Origin of the sequence: Pseudomonas sp. (assembly GCF_030690725.1) — a bacterium.
Taxonomy (GTDB): domain Bacteria; phylum Pseudomonadota; class Gammaproteobacteria; order Pseudomonadales; family Pseudomonadaceae; genus Aquipseudomonas.
The window spans coordinates 1-15,438 of sequence record NZ_JAUYGD010000054.1; the positions used below are offsets into that span (position 1 = coordinate 1).

Sequence of the window (15,438 nt, forward strand, 5' to 3'; positions counted from 1 at the left end):
GCGCCTCGTCACAGCACTCCAGCAGCTAGTCCATGTTCTCCTTGATCAGCTGCATCGGCACGTGGCCAGGGCCTTCGAAGATGGTCAGCACGTCGTGCTTCCAGGCGATCTTGGTCAGCTCGCCAAGGGTTTCCAGCTCGCCGAACTGCGCTTCGTCGTTGGCGTCGGCAATCGAACCCGGACGCAGGCCATCGCCCAGCGAGAAGCTGACGTCGTAGGCCTTCATGATTTCGCAGATGTCTTCGAAATGGGTGTAGAGGAAGTTCTCTTTATGGTGCGCCAGGCACCACTTGGCCATGATCGAACCACCGCGCGAAACAATACCGGTGACGCGCTTGGCGGTCATCGGCACATAACGCAGCAACACGCCGGCGTGGATGGTGAAGTAGTCCACGCCCTGCTCGGCCTGCTCGATCAGGGTGTCGCGGAACAGCTCCCAGGTCAGCTCTTCGGCCGCGCCGCCGACTTTCTCTAGGGCCTGGTAGATCGGCACGGTGCCGATTGGCACCGGCGAGTTACGGATGATCCACTCGCGGGTTTCGTGGATATGCTTGCCGGTCGACAGGTCCATGACCGTGTCGGAACCCCAGCGAATGCCCCAAGTGAGCTTGGCCACTTCTTCTTCGATGGAAGAACCCAACGCCGAGTTGCCGATATTGCCGTTGATCTTCACCAGGAAGTTACGGCCGATGATCATCGGTTCCAGTTCGGTGTGGTTGATGTTGGCCGGGATAATCGCGCGGCCGCGGGCGATCTCTTCACGAACAAATTCAGGGGTGATGATCTTCGGCACGCTGGCACCAAAGCTGTGGCCGGCGTGCTGCTGATCGAGCAGGCCGGCTTCGCGCGCCACTTCCAGCTTCATATTTTCGCGGATGGCGACATATTCCATCTCGGCGGTGATGATGCCCTTGCGCGCGTAGTGCATCTGGCTGACGTTGGCCCCGGCCTTGGCGCGGCGCGGGTTGTTGACGTGGGCGAAACGCAGCTTGGTCAGCTCGGCATCGGCGAGGCGCTGCTGGCCGAAATTGGAACTCAGGCCCGGCAGACGCTCGGTGTCGCCACGCGCTTCGATCCACGGCGAGCGCACATCGCCCAGGCCCTTGCGCACGTCGATGATGACCTTGGGGTCGGTGTACGGGCCGGAGGTGTCGTAGACCACTACAGGCGCGTTGATCTCGCCACCGAAGTCGGTGGGCGTAACGTCCAGGCTGATTTCGCGCATCGGCACCAGGATGTCCGGGCGCGAGCCTTGGACATAGACTTTCTGCGACCGCGGGAAGGGTTGGATCGACTGCTGGTCGACCTGGGCAGATTCACTCAGGATCGGATTGAGGTTTTTTTCTTGTGTGCTCATCGGCGGCTCTCCAGGGCTATATGTCGGAGCGAACCTGGAGATGAATGAGCGGCGAAAGGCGCACCAGGGGCGGTGCCAGAGGCTCGCCGAAGGGAGGGCGAGCACATCTTGTTCCCTACGCAGGCCTTAACCTGATCAGGTTCAACGGGATCCGGCAGCTGCCAATCTCAGCCCCGCAATTGGGGCACCCCGACAAGAACGCGGCCAGTCTAATCAACCCCAGCCAATAAAACCAACTCGGGAGTCAATTTCTTATGACCCGCGCGTCGGAAAGTGACGAGGGTAGCCACTACAAATAACCCGACAGGCAGAACACGCCATGGATTGTTGCAATCTACACTCATTCAGCCCCAGACAAATCTTGACCCTCTAGGCAGCGCCCCTATAGCCTTGCCGATTACCGCCAAAATCAGGATCACACCCATGTTGCGCAGACTCTCTCTGGCTCTCGCTGTGGCCGCCGCGTCCAACGGAATGGCCTGGGCTGCTGAACAAGCCCCGCTGTCTACCAAAACTGACCTGGTCACGGTTTACCAGGAAGCCGCCGCCAACAATGCCGACCTGGCCGCCGCCCGCGCAGATTATGAAGCGCGCAGCGAAGTGGTCCCCCAGGCCCGCGCGGGCCTGCTGCCGAACCTGTCTGCCGGCGCCAACCTGAGCGACACCCGTACCCAGGTCGACTCGCCGGCCAACACCAGCTCGCGCAGCGGCATGGTGTACCAGGCCAACCTGAGCCAGCCGCTGTTCCGCGCTGATCGCTGGTTCCAGCTGCAGGCCGCTAAAGCGACCAACGAACAAGCCGTACTGGAACTCTCGGCCACCGAGCAGAACCTGATTCTGCAGAGCGCCGAAACCTACTTCGCGGTACTGCGCGCCCAGGACAACCTGGCCTCGACCAAGGCCGAAGAAGCCGCGTTCAAGCGCCAGCTGGATCAAGCCAACGAGCGCTTCGATGTCGGCCTGTCGGACAAGACCGATGTACTGGAAGCCCAGGCCGGTTTCGACACCGCCCGCGCCAACCGCATCATCGCCCAGCAACAGGTGGAAGACGCTTTCGAGGCCCTGATCACCCTGACCAACCGCGACTTCGCGGCGCTGGAAGGCATCGAGCACAGCCTGCCGATCCTCGCGCCGACGCCGAATGACGCCAAGGCCTGGGTCGACACCGCCGCCGCACAGAACCTCAATCTGCAAGCCAGCAACTACGCCGTTGAAGCCGCCGAAGAAACCCTGCGCCAGCGTAAGTCCGGCCACGCCCCGACTCTGGACGCGGTTGCCAGCTACCAAAAAGGCGACAACGACAGCCTCGGCTTCAGCAACTCCGGCGCACCCGGTCAGGCGCGTTTCAGCGGTGATGTCGAGCAACGCTCGATTGGCCTGCAACTGAATATCCCGCTGTACAGCGGCGGCCTGACCAGCTCCCAGGTGCGCGAGTCCTACCAGCGCCTGAACCAGACCGAGCAGCTGCGTGAAAGCCTGCGCCGTCAGGTGGTGCAAAACACCCGCAACCTGCACCGGGCGGTGAATACCGACGTGGAAACCGTGCAGGCGCGCAAGCAGTCGATCATCTCCAACCAGAGCGCCCTGGAAGCCACCGAAATCGGCTACCAGGTCGGTACGCGTAACATCGTTGACGTGCTCGACGCCCAGCGCCAGCTGTACAGCTCGGTGCGCAACTACAACAACGCGCGTTACGACTACATCCTCAACAACCTGCGCTTGAAGCAGGCCGCCGGAACCCTCAGCCCGGACGACCTAGCCGCCCTGGAGCAGTACCTGAAATCCGACTACAACCCGGATGAAGACTTCCTCCCGCCGGACCTGGCCAAAGCCGCCGAAGCCCAGCTGCGCGGCAACCCGCAGTACTGAGTTAGGCCCAACAAAAAGCCCGCTGAATTCAGCGGGCTTTTTTATGTACTGTGTACAAATGGCTTTAAAACACTGAACTGAAAACAATGAACGGAGACCACGTGAGCCGCTTACTTTTTTATTTTTGGCCCTTGTACCCGCCATAACGTTTGCCGGTAACTGCAAAGTAATTGATGTTAACGATGGCGATACATTTACCTGCTTCACCGATGAGAATGAACAAGTGAAAGTGAGGTTTGCAGAGATTGATGCTCCCGAATTAAATCAACCCTAAGGCGACCGCGCTAGAAAGGCCTTGTACAGCCTGATATCCAGTGAAATGGTGAGGCTGGATGTTCAAGATACAGACAGCTATGGCCGCACAGTGGCTCGGGTTAAACGGGTGGATGGTCTCGATGTGAACGCTGAGCAGCGTTCGCAGAGGAGCCGCCTGGGTTTATCCGAAGCACCTAACGGACAAGTCACTGCTAGTAGTAGAAGCAGAGGCCAAGAATCGCCAAATTGGCATATGGGCATTGCCAGCCTCCGACCAAATCCCCCCATGGGAATGGCGTCATTCTGGGCCGACAGATTCAGCACCCGACACTCAGCCCACGCGCCAGACAACGTTTTCTCAAACCGAATCTTCAGGCGGTAGCTTTAACTGCAGCAAGCTCAAGTGGTGTGGCCAAATGAGTTGTGCTGAGGCGCAATACCAACTGTCGCAGTGTGGAAACCCGAATATAGATGGCGACAGGGATGGCATACCCTGTGAAAGGCAGTGCAGGTAACGGCTTACCTGATTCTGTCGCGAACGGCATAAAATCACTGGAATCAGAGTCACTGCCTCCAGTGGTAGTAATCCATGCTTTAACCCAGCGCATGGACTAACGGAGCAATCGTCCCAAGCCAGCCAGCAAACGCGCCAGCGCACCCTGATTAGCCTGCATCACCACCAACCCGGCATCACGCATGGCCTGCGCTGCATCAGGCTCACGCCACAATTGCGCGACTCGCTGGGCCAAACCATCGGCATCCGCCACCTCGCTCAAGGCGCCGGCAGCGCGCAACTGCGCGGCAATCTCCAGAAAGTTAAACAGGTGCGGCCCGCTCAGCACCGGCTTACCCAGCGCCGCCGGCTCCAGCAGGTTATGCCCGCCATTGGCCACCAGGCTGCCGCCGACAAAGGCGATATCGGCCAGGGCATAGAGAAACAACAGCTCGCCCATGGTGTCGCCGAGCAGCACCTGATCGCTCGCCAGCAGCGCTTCGCCGGTGGAGCGGCGCTGGGTAGTGAAGCCTTGCCGCTGGCACAACTCGAACACCGTATTGAAACGCTCGGGATGGCGCGGCACCAGAATCAGTAATGCATCGGGGTTGTGCGTGAGCAATTCACGGTGGGTAGCGAGAACGATCTCGTCTTCACCGGCATGGGTGCTCGCGGCAATCCACACCGGGCGCTGCGTGGCCTGCCATTGCTCACGCAAGGCTGCGGCACGGTTAAGCAACGCCGGATCAATCGTCAGATCGAACTTGATCGAGCCGGTGACCTCAACGCACTCCGGCCGCGCACCCAGACTGCGAAAGCGTTCGGCTTCCAGCGTCGTTTGCACGGCCAGTAAATCCAGTTCGGCCAGCATCGGCGCAGTGAGGTTGGCAAACCGCGCATAGCCACGGGCCGAACGCTCGGACAGCCGCGCATTGGCCAGCGCCACGGGGATACCTCGCTTGGCGCACTGGTGGATATGGTTGGGCCACAGCTCGGTTTCCATAATCACCGCCAGCTTGGGCTGCACGCGGTCGAGAAAGCGCGCGGCTGCCCAGGGCAGGTCATACGGCAGGTAGCAATGCTGCACGCGGCCTGCGTACTCCGCGCCGCCGAACATCGCCTGAATACGCTCCGAGCCGGTCGGCGTCATGCAGGTGATGGTGATCGGCAGCTGCGGGTAGCGCACCAGCAGTTCACGCACCAGCGGCGCGGCGGCGATGCTTTCGCCTACCGACACCGCATGCAGCCAAATGCCACCGGGCTTGAGCGGCGGCAAACCAAGCGCAAAGCGCTCGCCGATACGTTTGGCATAGGCCGGCGCCTGCCAGGCACGCCAGGCCAGACGCCCGGCCACCAGCGGTAAGCCGAGATGAAACAGCAGGGTGTAGAGGCTTCTATTCATGGCGCGCAGCTTATGCACTTTGGCCAATACCGTCGAGTAATGCGCCGGCCCGCATCAGCCAATCGCCTGCAAATGCTGGGCAAAACACTCGGCCAACCATAACGCCGCAGGCCCCAGCGCCTCATCACGCCGGCAAACCAGCTCCACCACCAATGGCGGCGGCGTCCAGTCGCTGCTCAACTCCACCAGCTGGCTCTGATAGGTCGGGTACTGCACCACATGGCGCGGCAGCCAGGCCCAGCCGAGGTTGCGCATCAGCAGCTCGGCCATGGCGTAGAAGCTGTCGGTACGCCAGACCGACGGGCTGAGCTGCTCGCCGCCGGGGTAATGGCTGTCCTGCGGCGCCATCAGCAGTTGCCGATGCCGCGCAAGTTCACGCCGGTCGACATGCCCGGCCCCCGCCAAGGCATGCCCGGCTCCGCACACAGTAACCATCTCGATGGTGCCCAGGCGCTGACGCTCCAGGGCGTCGGGCATTTGCTCATGGTGAAACAGCAGGCCAAGGTCGGCGCGGTGCTCCAGCAGCTTGCGCGCCACATCGCCCTGGGCGCCGCTGGCCAGCTGCACCTCCAGCAGCGGGAATTGCTGAGCCAGCGCTTCCAGGCTGTCGAGTACGGGCTGATAGGGCATGGCCTCATCCTGGGCCAGACGCAGGCGCACCTCTTCACCGCGCACCAGCCCCAGCGCACGGCCTTCCAGACGCTGACACTGGCGCAGCACCTCGCGCGCCTCTTCCAGCAGAGCCGCGCCGGCCTCGGTCAGGCGTGGCTGACGGCCACTGCTGCGCTCGAACAAGCGCACGCCCAGATCAGCCTCCAGCAGGGCAATCGCATTGCTCACCGCCGATTGTGCGCGTTGCATCTGCCGGCCTACGGCGGAGAACGACTGGCCGTCGGCGACGCTGACAAACAGGCGAATCTGCTCCAGGCTCCACTGCATAACCCATCTCCAATTCAGATAGGCAATCACTTTATCCCATCCGCCAGATCACTAGAATGGCCGCCAGATCACTATGGAGGCCACATCATGGGCGGCTATCTCTACCTCGCTATTGCCATCACTGCCGAAGTTATCGCCACCACCTCGATGAAGGCCCTGGATGGTTTCAACAAACCTCTGCCCCTGCTCTTGGTTGTGGTCGGCTACGCCATCTCGTTCTGGATGCTCAGCCTGGTGGTGAAGACCATCCCGGTCGGCGTCGCTTACGCGGTATGGGCAGGCCTGGGCATCGTGCTGGTGAGCATCGCGGCGGTGTTTCTCTACCAGCAGCGCCTGGACCTACCGGCCATGCTTGGCATGGGTTTGATCGTCGCCGGCGTCGTAGTAATCCAGTTGTTCTCGCAGAGTGTCGGCCACTGAGCCGAGGGAGGCGCGCTAGCGCGAGCGGGTTATACTGCGCGCCTGTTTTCCCGGTGAGACACATGCATGTCCCAGGCGTTAAGCACTGATGTTTTGATCGTGGGCGGCGGCATCGCCGGCCTCTGGCTGAATGCGCGCCTGCGCCGTCAGGGCTTTGCCACCGTGCTGGTGGAAAACGCCCGCCTCGGCGGCGGGCAAAGCGTGAAATCCCAGGGCATCATCCATGGCGGCGCCAAATACGCCCTGCACGGCGCGCTGACCGGTGCCTCCGAAGCCATCGCCGATATGCCGCGGCGCTGGCGCGAAGCCCTGAGCGGCAACGGCGAGCTGGATCTGGTCGGCGTGCGCCTGCTCTCCGATGCCCACTACCTGTGGTCGCCCGGTAGTCTGGCCGGCAATATCACCAGTTTTTTTGCCAGCAAGGCGGTGCGCGGCCGCGTCGATCAGGTCAAGGGCGAGCAACTGCCACCCGCCCTGCAACACCCGAAATTCAAGGGCAAAGTCTACCGCCTGGCCGAACTGGTGCTGGATGTACCGAGCCTGATCAACCGTCTCAGCGAGCTGGCCGGCGATGGCCTGCTGGCTGCCGAGCGCATCGAACCGCTACGGGAAAATGGCGAGCTGGTCGGCCTGATCATCGACGGCCGCGAGATTCGCGCACAACGCATCATCCTCAGCGCCGGGCGTGGCAATGCCGAGCTGCTCAGCGCCCTCGACCTCAGCCAACCCGCACAGCAACTGCGCCCGCTGCATATGGTCTTGGTCAAAGGTCCAACGTTGAAACCGCTGTACGCCCACTGCCTGGGCGGCGGACCGAAGCCGCGCGTGACCATCACTACCCACCCGGCCGCCGATGGCCAATGGGTCTGGTACCTGGGCGGCGATCTGGCCGAAGCCGATGGCGTAGCCCGCAATGAGGCGGCGCAAATCCAGGCCGCGCAGAAAGAGCTAAGCGAGTTACTGCCCTGGGTCGATCTGTCCACCGCGCAATGGGCGACGCTGCGGGTGGAGCGCGCCGAACCGGCACAGTCCGGCCTGGTGCGCCCGGACAACGCTTTCCTCCACGAACAAGGCAAGCTGCTGGTCGGCTGGCCGACTAAACTGGCCTTAGCCCCGGACTTTGCCGACCGCGTGCTGGCGGCGCTGGCCCGCGATGGCCTTCAACCGGCGCAGCACGCGCCACTGCCCGCACTGCCGCGCCCGACCGTCGCCCCACCCGCCTGGGAGGAACTGTTCTGATGCATCCACTGCACAGCCTGCACAACCTGCATCGCCCACTGGGCGCCACCGAGCTGCTGGTTTCGCCGCTGGGCCTGGGCACGGTCAAGCTGGGCCGTGATCAAGGGGTGAAATACCCCAACGGTTTCACCATCCCCGATGACGCCGCCGCCCGCGAACTGCTGGCCCAGGCCCATGACCTGGGCATCAATCTGATCGACACCGCACCCGCCTACGGCACCAGCGAAACCCGCCTCGGCCCGTTGTTGCGCGGCCAGCGCCAGCAGTGGGTGATTGTCAGCAAGGTCGGCGAAGAGTTCGACAATGGCCAGTCGCACTTCGACTTCAGCCCGGCGCACACGCGCTTCTCGGTGGAGCGCAGCCTCAAGCGTCTGGAAAGCGATTTTATCGACCTGGTGCTGGTGCATTCCGACGGCAACGATGCGGCCATTCTGCGTGATAGCGGCGTGTACGAAACCCTGGCTGAGCTTAAGCGCGAGGGCAAGATTCGCGGCTTCGGCCTCTCCGGCAAAACCGTCGAAGGCGGCCTGCTGGCCCTTGAGCAGGGTGATTGCGCGATGGTCACCTACAACCTCAATGAGCAGGCCGAGCAGGCCGTGCTCGACTACGCCGAACTGCACGGCAAAGGCATCCTGATCAAGAAGGCCCTGGCCAGCGGCCACGCCTGCCTGGCGCCGGGTGTCGACCCGGTGCGCGCCAGTTTCGAGCTGATCTTCGGCCACCCAGGCGCCTGCAGCGCGATCATCGGCACCATCAATCCGCAGCACCTGGCGCACAACGTCGCTACCGCCGCCGCTGTAATTCAGGATATTGCCTAAGCGTTCACGCCCGCCCATCTGTGCCAAGCTCTCAGGCCATGCCCATGCCCGCGAGGAGTTGCCATGCCGCGCACCCTGATCCGCAAAGACCCGAGCAACTTCAAGACCCTGCAGCTGTTTGTCGAAGCCAGCCCGGAAGGGCTGAGCTATCAGGGCCTGGGGATGCCGCTGAACTTTGCGCAGATGCTGGAGAAGCGCAAACCGGTAAGCGTGGCCGACACCCAGCGCTTTGCCGTGGAGCTGGCCAACCTAGGCGTTTCGGTGCGCCTGACCCTCTGCTGGCAGGGCCGCGAATACTGGGTGCTGGTACGTCAACGCCGCGCGGATCGCGGCGATGTGGTACTCAAGCTGATCTCCGGTTACGTGCCGGCCCATGAACTCAACCTGCCGCTGCTGACCGCAATTCAGGAAGTGGCCGAAGAATGTCTGCTGGAGACGCCGGAAGGCTGGCTAAGCGGACGCTTTGGCGACACCTGGCTGCCGACGCCCTACCAGAGCAGCCTGCACTACCGGGAAACCGCGCACTTCAGCCTCAACTCGCTGTCCGGCGCCGCGCGGCCGGTGCAGTGTGGCAACCTCAAGCTTCTCGAACGCCCGCGCGCTTACGTGCACCTGCCAACCGCCTCGCTGCAGCTGGTCTACGACCTGCGCCTGGATCTGCCCAAGGAAACGCGGCAGCTCAGCCTGCTGCATGTCGACGAGCACCTAGAAGATGGCCAACTGATCGCCCGCCTCAACCGCGCCCGCCCCGATCTGTTTCTGATTGCGCTGGACCAAGGCCGACCGACCGCCGAGCTGCTGACCCTTAAGCAAGGTCAACTGTCACCCGCCAGCACCCGCGGTCTATGGCTGGCCGAAAGCTTTGCGCCACAGGATGGCTGGCTGGTGCGCGAGGAGCGCATTCGCTGGAAGGATTGGCTAAGCCTGCAAGGCATTTGAACGCAGCCGCAGAGGCAATCTGCAACGGCCAAAACCGTAGGGTGGATGACGCTCTTTTCATCCACCTTTACCGCGTATCGGTGGATGGGTGAAGCGCCATCCACCCTACAACTGACTGGCGTAGACGCAAAAAAGCCCCACCTAAGCAGGGCAAAAAGGGATTTCAGGCAGACGGGCTAGACTCATCCAGCCCGCGTGAACAACTACTTCAATTCGCTGGAGCTCTTGCCCAGCAAGCGCCTGGCGACGATCAGCAACTGGATCTGCTGGGTGCCCTCGAAGATGTCGAGAATCTTCGAGTCGCGCGCCCACTTCTCCAGCAGCTCATCCTCGCCATAGCCCAAGGCGCCGGCCAGCTCGACACACTTCAGCGTCACCTCGTTGGCCACCCGCCCGGCCTTGGCCTTTGCGATGGAGGCTTCCTTGGAGTTGGGCAGCTTGTTGTCGGCCATCCAGGCGGCTTTCAGGGTCAGCAGGCGCGCGGCTTCCCATTCAGCCTCCAGGCGATAGAGGGTCGCCTCGGCATGCGTGACACTCAGCAGTGGCTTGCGGTAATCCAGCGTGCAGACCTTCGTCAGCAGCTCACGGGTACGATCCAGCGACGCCTTGGCCACGCCCACCGCCATGCCGGCGACCAGCGGGCGGGTGTTGTCGAAGGTTTCCATCACCCCGGCAAAGCCTTTCTGCACATCGATTTCCGGGTTGCCGAGCAGGTTGGCCGCCGGCACGCGGCAATCGCTGAAACTGATCGAGGCCGTATCCGAAGCCTTGATGCCAAGCTTCTTCTCTAGGCGAGTCACCGTCATGCCCGGTGTGCCGTGCTCAACCACAAAGGACTTGATCGCCGCACGGCCGAGGCTCTTGTCCAGGGTGGCCCAGACCACCACCGCATCGGCACGCTCGCCAGAGGTAACAAAGATCTTCTCGCCGTTGAGCACGTAGTGATCGCCATCTTTGATCGCCGTGGTGCGAATCGCCGCCGAGTCCGAGCCGCAACCCGGCTCGGTAATCGCCATGGCCGCCCAGGTGCCGCCGAAACGCGCCAGCTGTTCATCATTAGCCACCGCGGCAATCGCCGCATTGCCCAGGCCCTGACGCGGCATGGCCAGGAGCAAACCGACATCGCCCCAGCACAGCTCCATCACCCCGAGCAGCGCAGATATATTTCCGCCATTCTTGATGCCCTCCTGCTGCTCACGGGCCGCGCCGCGCTTGCTCGCCGAGGTGGCGCCGATGGCGTCCGGCGAGCCGGCGTTCATGCCATCGAGCAGCGCCGCGAGCAGGTCCAGCTCCTTGGGATAGGCATGCTCGGCCTTGTCGTACTTACGTGAAAGCGGGCGAAAGTAATTCTCCGCCACCTGATGGGCCTGATTGACCAAGCCACGGAATTTCTTTGGGGTTTCCAGATTCATGTTGAGGCGCCCTTAAAGCTGGAGACCGCCGGCCATAACTGCCAGCGCACGCAAATCGCGGTACCAGCGCTCGGCTGGATGTTCTTTGGTAAAGCCGTGGCCACCGAGCAATTGCACAGCGTCGGTGCCGATCTTCATGGCCTTCTCGCTGCACAGCAGGCGCGCCAGATAGGCTTCACGCTGAAACGGCAAACCCTGCTCGGCACGGGCACAGGCGCGCCAGACCATTAGGCGCATGGCATCGATTTCCACGGCCATGTCCGCGACCATAAAAGCCACGCCCTGGCGATGACTGATCGGCTCACCAAAGGCCAACCGCTCATTGCAGTACGGCACCACATACTCCAGCGCGGCCTGCGCCGTACCCACCGCCAGGGCGCACCAGGCCAGCCCGGCGTAATCGAGAAAGCTCTGGTAGTTGAAATGCTCCGCAGCCAGTCGCGCCTCAACCGGCACCTTGACGCTATTGAGCCGAACGCGCGCCGTGCTGCCGGCCTTGAGGCCCATGGCCGGTTGCGGGCTGCGTTGCAGGCCCTTGGCGCCGGCCTCGACAATAAACAACGCCGGGCCATCCGCAGCCTGCGCGGCGATGATCAGCTGGCTGGCATCCAGGCCGCGCAGCACCAGGCTCTTCTCACCGCTGAGTACGTAATGCTTGCCACGCTTGCGCGCCCGAGTCGCCAGCTTGTGCGGGTCAAACAACGGCGTCGGTTCATTGACCGCAATGGCCATCACCGGCGCCGGCTCCTCACTAACAAAGGCCGGCAGCCAGCGCGCCTGCTGCGCGGCATTGCCCCAGCGGCGGATGCAGTTGGCCGCTGATAGCGGCACCAGCAATGCCGCAGCCAAAGACAAATCGCCCTTGCCCAGTGCTTCGGCAATCAGCGCATTACTCAAGGTGGTGCGCTCGCCCGCCATACCGCCCTGGGCCTCACTCACCGCGTAGTGGGTCAGCCCCAGCTCATGCGCCTGGTTGAGCAAGGCGGCCGGCAGCGCGGCTTGTTCATCTGCATCATGGGCCAGCGGGCGCAGCACTTCGCTGGCGAAGGCTTCGAGCATCTCCACCAGCATCTGCTGCTCATCGGAGAGCGACAGATCAAACAAGGCATCGGGGTCAGCCGGGCGCGGCAATTTGGCAACTTTGCCCGCGCGCTGCGCGGCCGCACGAAAGCTCGCACGACTGCCGTTATAGATGAGTTTTTCAAAGGGTTTGCGCAGCTTCAAGCGATCCGGCCAGTCAGCCTGGGCGACCCGGTTGAGCATTGCCAGGGCACGGCCCTGTACGTCGGAAGTCATGGCATCTCGCTCCATGCGGGGGATGCCGATGATCATGCGCGCGCTCGGGGCAAGCGCCTATGACCGCGCCGACGCCAGCGACTGGCAAAGCAGCCAGTCGCCCTGGTCGTTTACTTGCTGCGGATCTTCTCGACGATGGCGGTGGTCGAGCTGTTCTCCACTAGGCCCAGCACCCGCACTGCGCCACCATAAGCGGTGACGATGTCGGCGCCGACCACCTGCTCAATGCCGTAGTCGCCGCCCTTGACCAGCACATCGGGCTTGACTGAACGCAGCAGGTTTTCCGGGGTGTCTTCGCTGAAGCTCACCACCCAATCCACCGCCCCTAAGCCAGCCAGCACGGCCATACGCCGATCCACCGCGTTGATCGGCCGACCCGGGCCTTTCAGACGACTGACCGAGGCATCATCATTCACCGCCAACACCAGTCGATCACCTTGCGCACGCGCCTGCTCCAGATAGGTCACATGCCCGGCATGCAGGATGTCGAAGCAGCCATTGGTGAAGACGATCTTCTCGCCATGGGCGCGGGCGTCTTCGATGGCCAGCAGCAGCTGATCAAGGCTTAGTACACCACGCTCGGAGCCGGCTTCACGCTGAATCGCGCGGCGTAGTTCCGGCGCACTGATCGCCGCAGTACCCAGTTTGCCGACCACAATACCGGCGGCCAGGTTGGCCAAAGCGACGGCATGCGGCAGATCTTCGCCGGCGGCCAGGCTGGCGGCCAGGGTGGAAATCACTGTATCGCCGGCACCGGTCACATCGAACACTTCGCGGGCACGCGCTGGCAGGTGCAGCGCCGGATGCTCTGGACGCAGCAGAGTCATGCCGTGCTCGCCGCGGGTCACCAGTAGCGCGCCCAGCTCCAGCTCGGCCATCAGCGCCGCACCCTTGGCCACCAGCTCGGCCTCATCGCGGCATGCACCGACAATGGTTTCAAACTCGTGCAGGTTGGGTGTAATCAGGCTGGCGCCACGGTAGATGGAAAAATCCTTACCCTTGGGGTCAGCCAGCACGGCAATACCCTTGCTGCGCGCCAGCTGCACCAGTGCCTGATGGTTCTGCAGCGCGCCTTTGCCGTAATCCGAGAGGATCAGCACCTTGATGCCATCCAGCTGCGCTTCGACGCTGGCGGCAAGTGCCGCGCTGTCGGTGCGGAACGGCTCTTCAAAGTCCATGCGCAGCAGCTGCTGGTGACGGCTCATCACCCGTAACTTAACGATGGTTGGCTGGTCTTTGATCGTTTGAAAGAAAGTTTTCACGCCAACTGCTTGTAGGCTGTTACGCAGGCTTTCGGCAGCTTCGTCTTCACCCGTCACGCCGAGTAATGTAGCTGGCGCACCGAGGGCAGCGATGTTGAGCGCGACGTTGGCGGCACCGCCTGGGCGATCCTCGATCTGCTCAACCTTGACCACCGGCACCGGCGCTTCCGGAGAAATCCGCGAGGTGCCGCCATGCCAATACCGGTCGAGCATAACGTCGCCCACCACCAGAACGGCGGCCTGGTCGAAACGCGGCATGGACAATTTCATAAACACTCCAGAAGCGGCTAAAACGAGTCGCCGCAAATCATAACATTGGCAGGTAAATACGCAGGTCAACCGCCGAGCGTACGCACCCAGAACAGTTCGTGGCGACGCACAGCCTTGCGGAAGAATTCATCTTCGCCGGTCGCCGGCCAGCGCCGCCCGACCAGCAGGCGCTGGATCAGCCGGCGGATGCGTCGTTTAAGCGGCAATGCGCCTTGTAGATCGTGTTGCATGGCCAAGGCCATGGCCTTATCCAGCTGCCGTGCAGTATCCAGATACGGGCTCCATAGGCCATCCGCCGGCAGCGCTTCAATAGCTGGCGGCAGTGCAATGCCAAAGCCTGCGGGGCCCATTGGCCAGCGGTCGTTGTCGTGCAGATGGTTGGCATACAGCAACAGGGTTTTCGGCTTCCAGCGGCTCAACTCAATCGCCTCTAGCAGCGCCTGGGTACTGGCCACATGGTCGCTGTGCGGGTCCAGCTGCGGGTGCGGCGTGACTACCACCTCAGGCTGGAAGTGCTCAAGCGCCGCCACTAAATCGGCCAGCAGATTGCGCCAGCTAGGCAGGCCATCAATGTCGCCAGGCAGTGCGATTGAATTGGCCGCACGCACGCTGCGAATATCGCCCTCACCCGACTCGCGCGAAGCAAAAGCTGCCTCGGGTTGCGCCTGCATCGCGGGCAACTGCAGACAGTAATAACCCAGCTGCAGGCACTGGCTCTGCGGCACACCGCCCCAGAGTGGAACGGCCAGGCTGCCCCACGCACGCAGGCGCCCCTTGAGTCGGGCGGCGGCGGCTTTGTCCAGCGTCAGCGCCTGATAGGCATCAGCCTCGATTTCGCCCTGGGTCAGGGTCACGATACTGACATCGCGCGCACGGCTATACAGGCCAAACGCCGCCAGCTCGGCGTCGTCGGCATGCGGCGCAATCACCATTAGGCGCTGCTCGGCATAATCCGGATTGCTTAGGGCAAATAGGGTGACGGCCGGTTCAATGCGACAGAAGCGGCCACGCAGCTGCAGCGCGCCACAGGCCAACGCATCCTGCTGACCGGACAGGTTGAGGTAGCGACGGCCGTTCACGCCCCGCTCGAAATCCTGACGGTCAGTGCCGATCAGCACATAGGGGTCCAACCAACGCCCCAGCCAGCTCGCCTTGAGCTGCACCTGCAAAACCAGGGTATCGGCAGCGCCAATATCGCCATCCAAGCGCAGGCAGCCCGCCTCAATACGCCCAGCAAGAGCGGGCACATCCGTTGCAAATACATAGCTGTAGTCATCGTTTGGCGCATAAAACAGGTGATCGGCAAACCAGGCCTCATGGGCCACCCAGCCCACCAGCAGAAGCAATGGCATCCACCACCAGGCGGCAAACACACCGAGCAGACACAACAGCACCAGCGCCACCAACAGCGCAATGCGCTTTTGCCGACGATGCTGCTTAAGTAGGATTTGCTTGCGTCCAGACATA

12 protein-coding genes, 1 pseudogene and 1 riboswitch are annotated in these 15,438 nt (G+C 62.6%); of the genes and pseudogenes, 6 read left to right on the forward strand and 7 right to left on the reverse strand.

What is annotated here, in order from left to right; all coding sequences use genetic code 11:
- Positions 1-28: 28 nt before the first annotated feature.
- A pseudogene (thiC, locus tag Q8O69_RS13715) lies at positions 29-1,357 on the reverse strand (phosphomethylpyrimidine synthase ThiC); the annotation flags it as partial.
- A gap of 95 nt (positions 1,358-1,452) precedes the next feature.
- Positions 1,453-1,559: riboswitch (TPP riboswitch) on the reverse strand.
- A 221-nt stretch (positions 1,560-1,780) separates the two neighbouring features.
- On the opposite strand from thiC, the gene Q8O69_RS13720 reads away from it, so the two are divergent.
- The gene (locus Q8O69_RS13720; RefSeq protein WP_275960525.1) at positions 1,781-3,226 is read left to right on the forward strand and encodes a TolC family outer membrane protein; all 1,446 of its coding nucleotides are present in this window, start codon (positions 1,781-1,783) and stop codon (positions 3,224-3,226) included.
- A 671-nt stretch (positions 3,227-3,897) separates the two neighbouring features.
- Positions 3,898-3,996, forward strand: a complete 99-nt coding sequence (locus Q8O69_RS13725; protein ID WP_305592873.1) for an excalibur calcium-binding domain-containing protein — start codon at positions 3,898-3,900, stop codon at positions 3,994-3,996.
- A 96-nt stretch (positions 3,997-4,092) separates the two neighbouring features.
- Here Q8O69_RS13725 and waaA read toward each other — a convergent pair whose 3' ends face one another.
- Both waaA and Q8O69_RS13735 read right to left on the reverse strand, forming a co-directional pair.
- On the reverse strand, positions 4,093-5,376 hold the full coding sequence (gene waaA / locus Q8O69_RS13730) for a lipid IV(A) 3-deoxy-D-manno-octulosonic acid transferase (RefSeq protein ID WP_305592874.1): 1,284 nt from the start codon (positions 5,374-5,376) through the stop codon (positions 4,093-4,095).
- Between the two features lie 54 nt (positions 5,377-5,430).
- Entirely contained in the window at positions 5,431-6,315 is an 885-nt protein-coding gene (locus Q8O69_RS13735) for a LysR family transcriptional regulator (protein WP_305592875.1), read from the reverse strand.
- A gap of 87 nt (positions 6,316-6,402) precedes the next feature.
- Here Q8O69_RS13735 and Q8O69_RS13740 point away from each other — a divergent pair, with 87 nt between their 5' ends.
- From Q8O69_RS13740 to Q8O69_RS13755, 4 genes are all read left to right on the forward strand, one after another.
- On the forward strand, positions 6,403-6,735 hold the full coding sequence (locus tag Q8O69_RS13740) for a multidrug efflux SMR transporter (protein ID WP_090249763.1): 333 nt from the start codon (positions 6,403-6,405) through the stop codon (positions 6,733-6,735).
- Positions 6,736-6,801: 66 nt separating this feature from the next.
- The gene (locus Q8O69_RS13745; RefSeq protein WP_305592876.1) at positions 6,802-7,974 is read left to right on the forward strand and encodes an FAD-binding oxidoreductase; all 1,173 of its coding nucleotides are present in this window, start codon (positions 6,802-6,804) and stop codon (positions 7,972-7,974) included.
- On the forward strand, positions 7,974-8,792 hold the full coding sequence (locus Q8O69_RS13750; RefSeq protein WP_305592877.1) for an aldo/keto reductase: 819 nt from the start codon (positions 7,974-7,976) through the stop codon (positions 8,790-8,792). The genes Q8O69_RS13745 and Q8O69_RS13750 overlap by 1 nt, the downstream gene beginning before the upstream one ends.
- Before the next feature lie 63 nt (positions 8,793-8,855).
- Positions 8,856-9,731 carry a metal ABC transporter ATPase gene (locus tag Q8O69_RS13755; protein ID WP_305592878.1) on the forward strand — a complete coding sequence of 292 codons (876 nt, stop codon included), beginning with the start codon at positions 8,856-8,858 and terminating at the stop codon, positions 9,729-9,731.
- Positions 9,732-9,934: 203 nt separating this feature from the next.
- Here the strand turns inward: Q8O69_RS13755 and Q8O69_RS13760 are convergent, their stop codons facing one another.
- From Q8O69_RS13760 to Q8O69_RS13775, 4 genes are all read right to left on the reverse strand, one after another.
- Positions 9,935-11,143 (reverse strand): acyl-CoA dehydrogenase family protein, encoded by a 1,209-nt coding sequence (locus tag Q8O69_RS13760; RefSeq protein ID WP_305592879.1) that lies wholly within the window; start codon positions 11,141-11,143, stop codon positions 9,935-9,937.
- A 12-nt stretch (positions 11,144-11,155) separates the two neighbouring features.
- Entirely contained in the window at positions 11,156-12,439 is a 1,284-nt protein-coding gene (locus Q8O69_RS13765; protein ID WP_305592880.1) for an acyl-CoA dehydrogenase family protein, read from the reverse strand.
- A gap of 110 nt (positions 12,440-12,549) precedes the next feature.
- Positions 12,550-13,971, reverse strand: a complete 1,422-nt coding sequence (hldE, locus tag Q8O69_RS13770) for a bifunctional D-glycero-beta-D-manno-heptose-7-phosphate kinase/D-glycero-beta-D-manno-heptose 1-phosphate adenylyltransferase HldE (RefSeq protein WP_305592881.1) — start codon at positions 13,969-13,971, stop codon at positions 12,550-12,552.
- Between the two features lie 65 nt (positions 13,972-14,036).
- On the reverse strand, positions 14,037-15,437 hold the full coding sequence (locus Q8O69_RS13775; RefSeq protein ID WP_305592882.1) for a PIG-L deacetylase family protein: 1,401 nt from the start codon (positions 15,435-15,437) through the stop codon (positions 14,037-14,039).
- Position 15,438 lies beyond the last annotated feature (1 nt).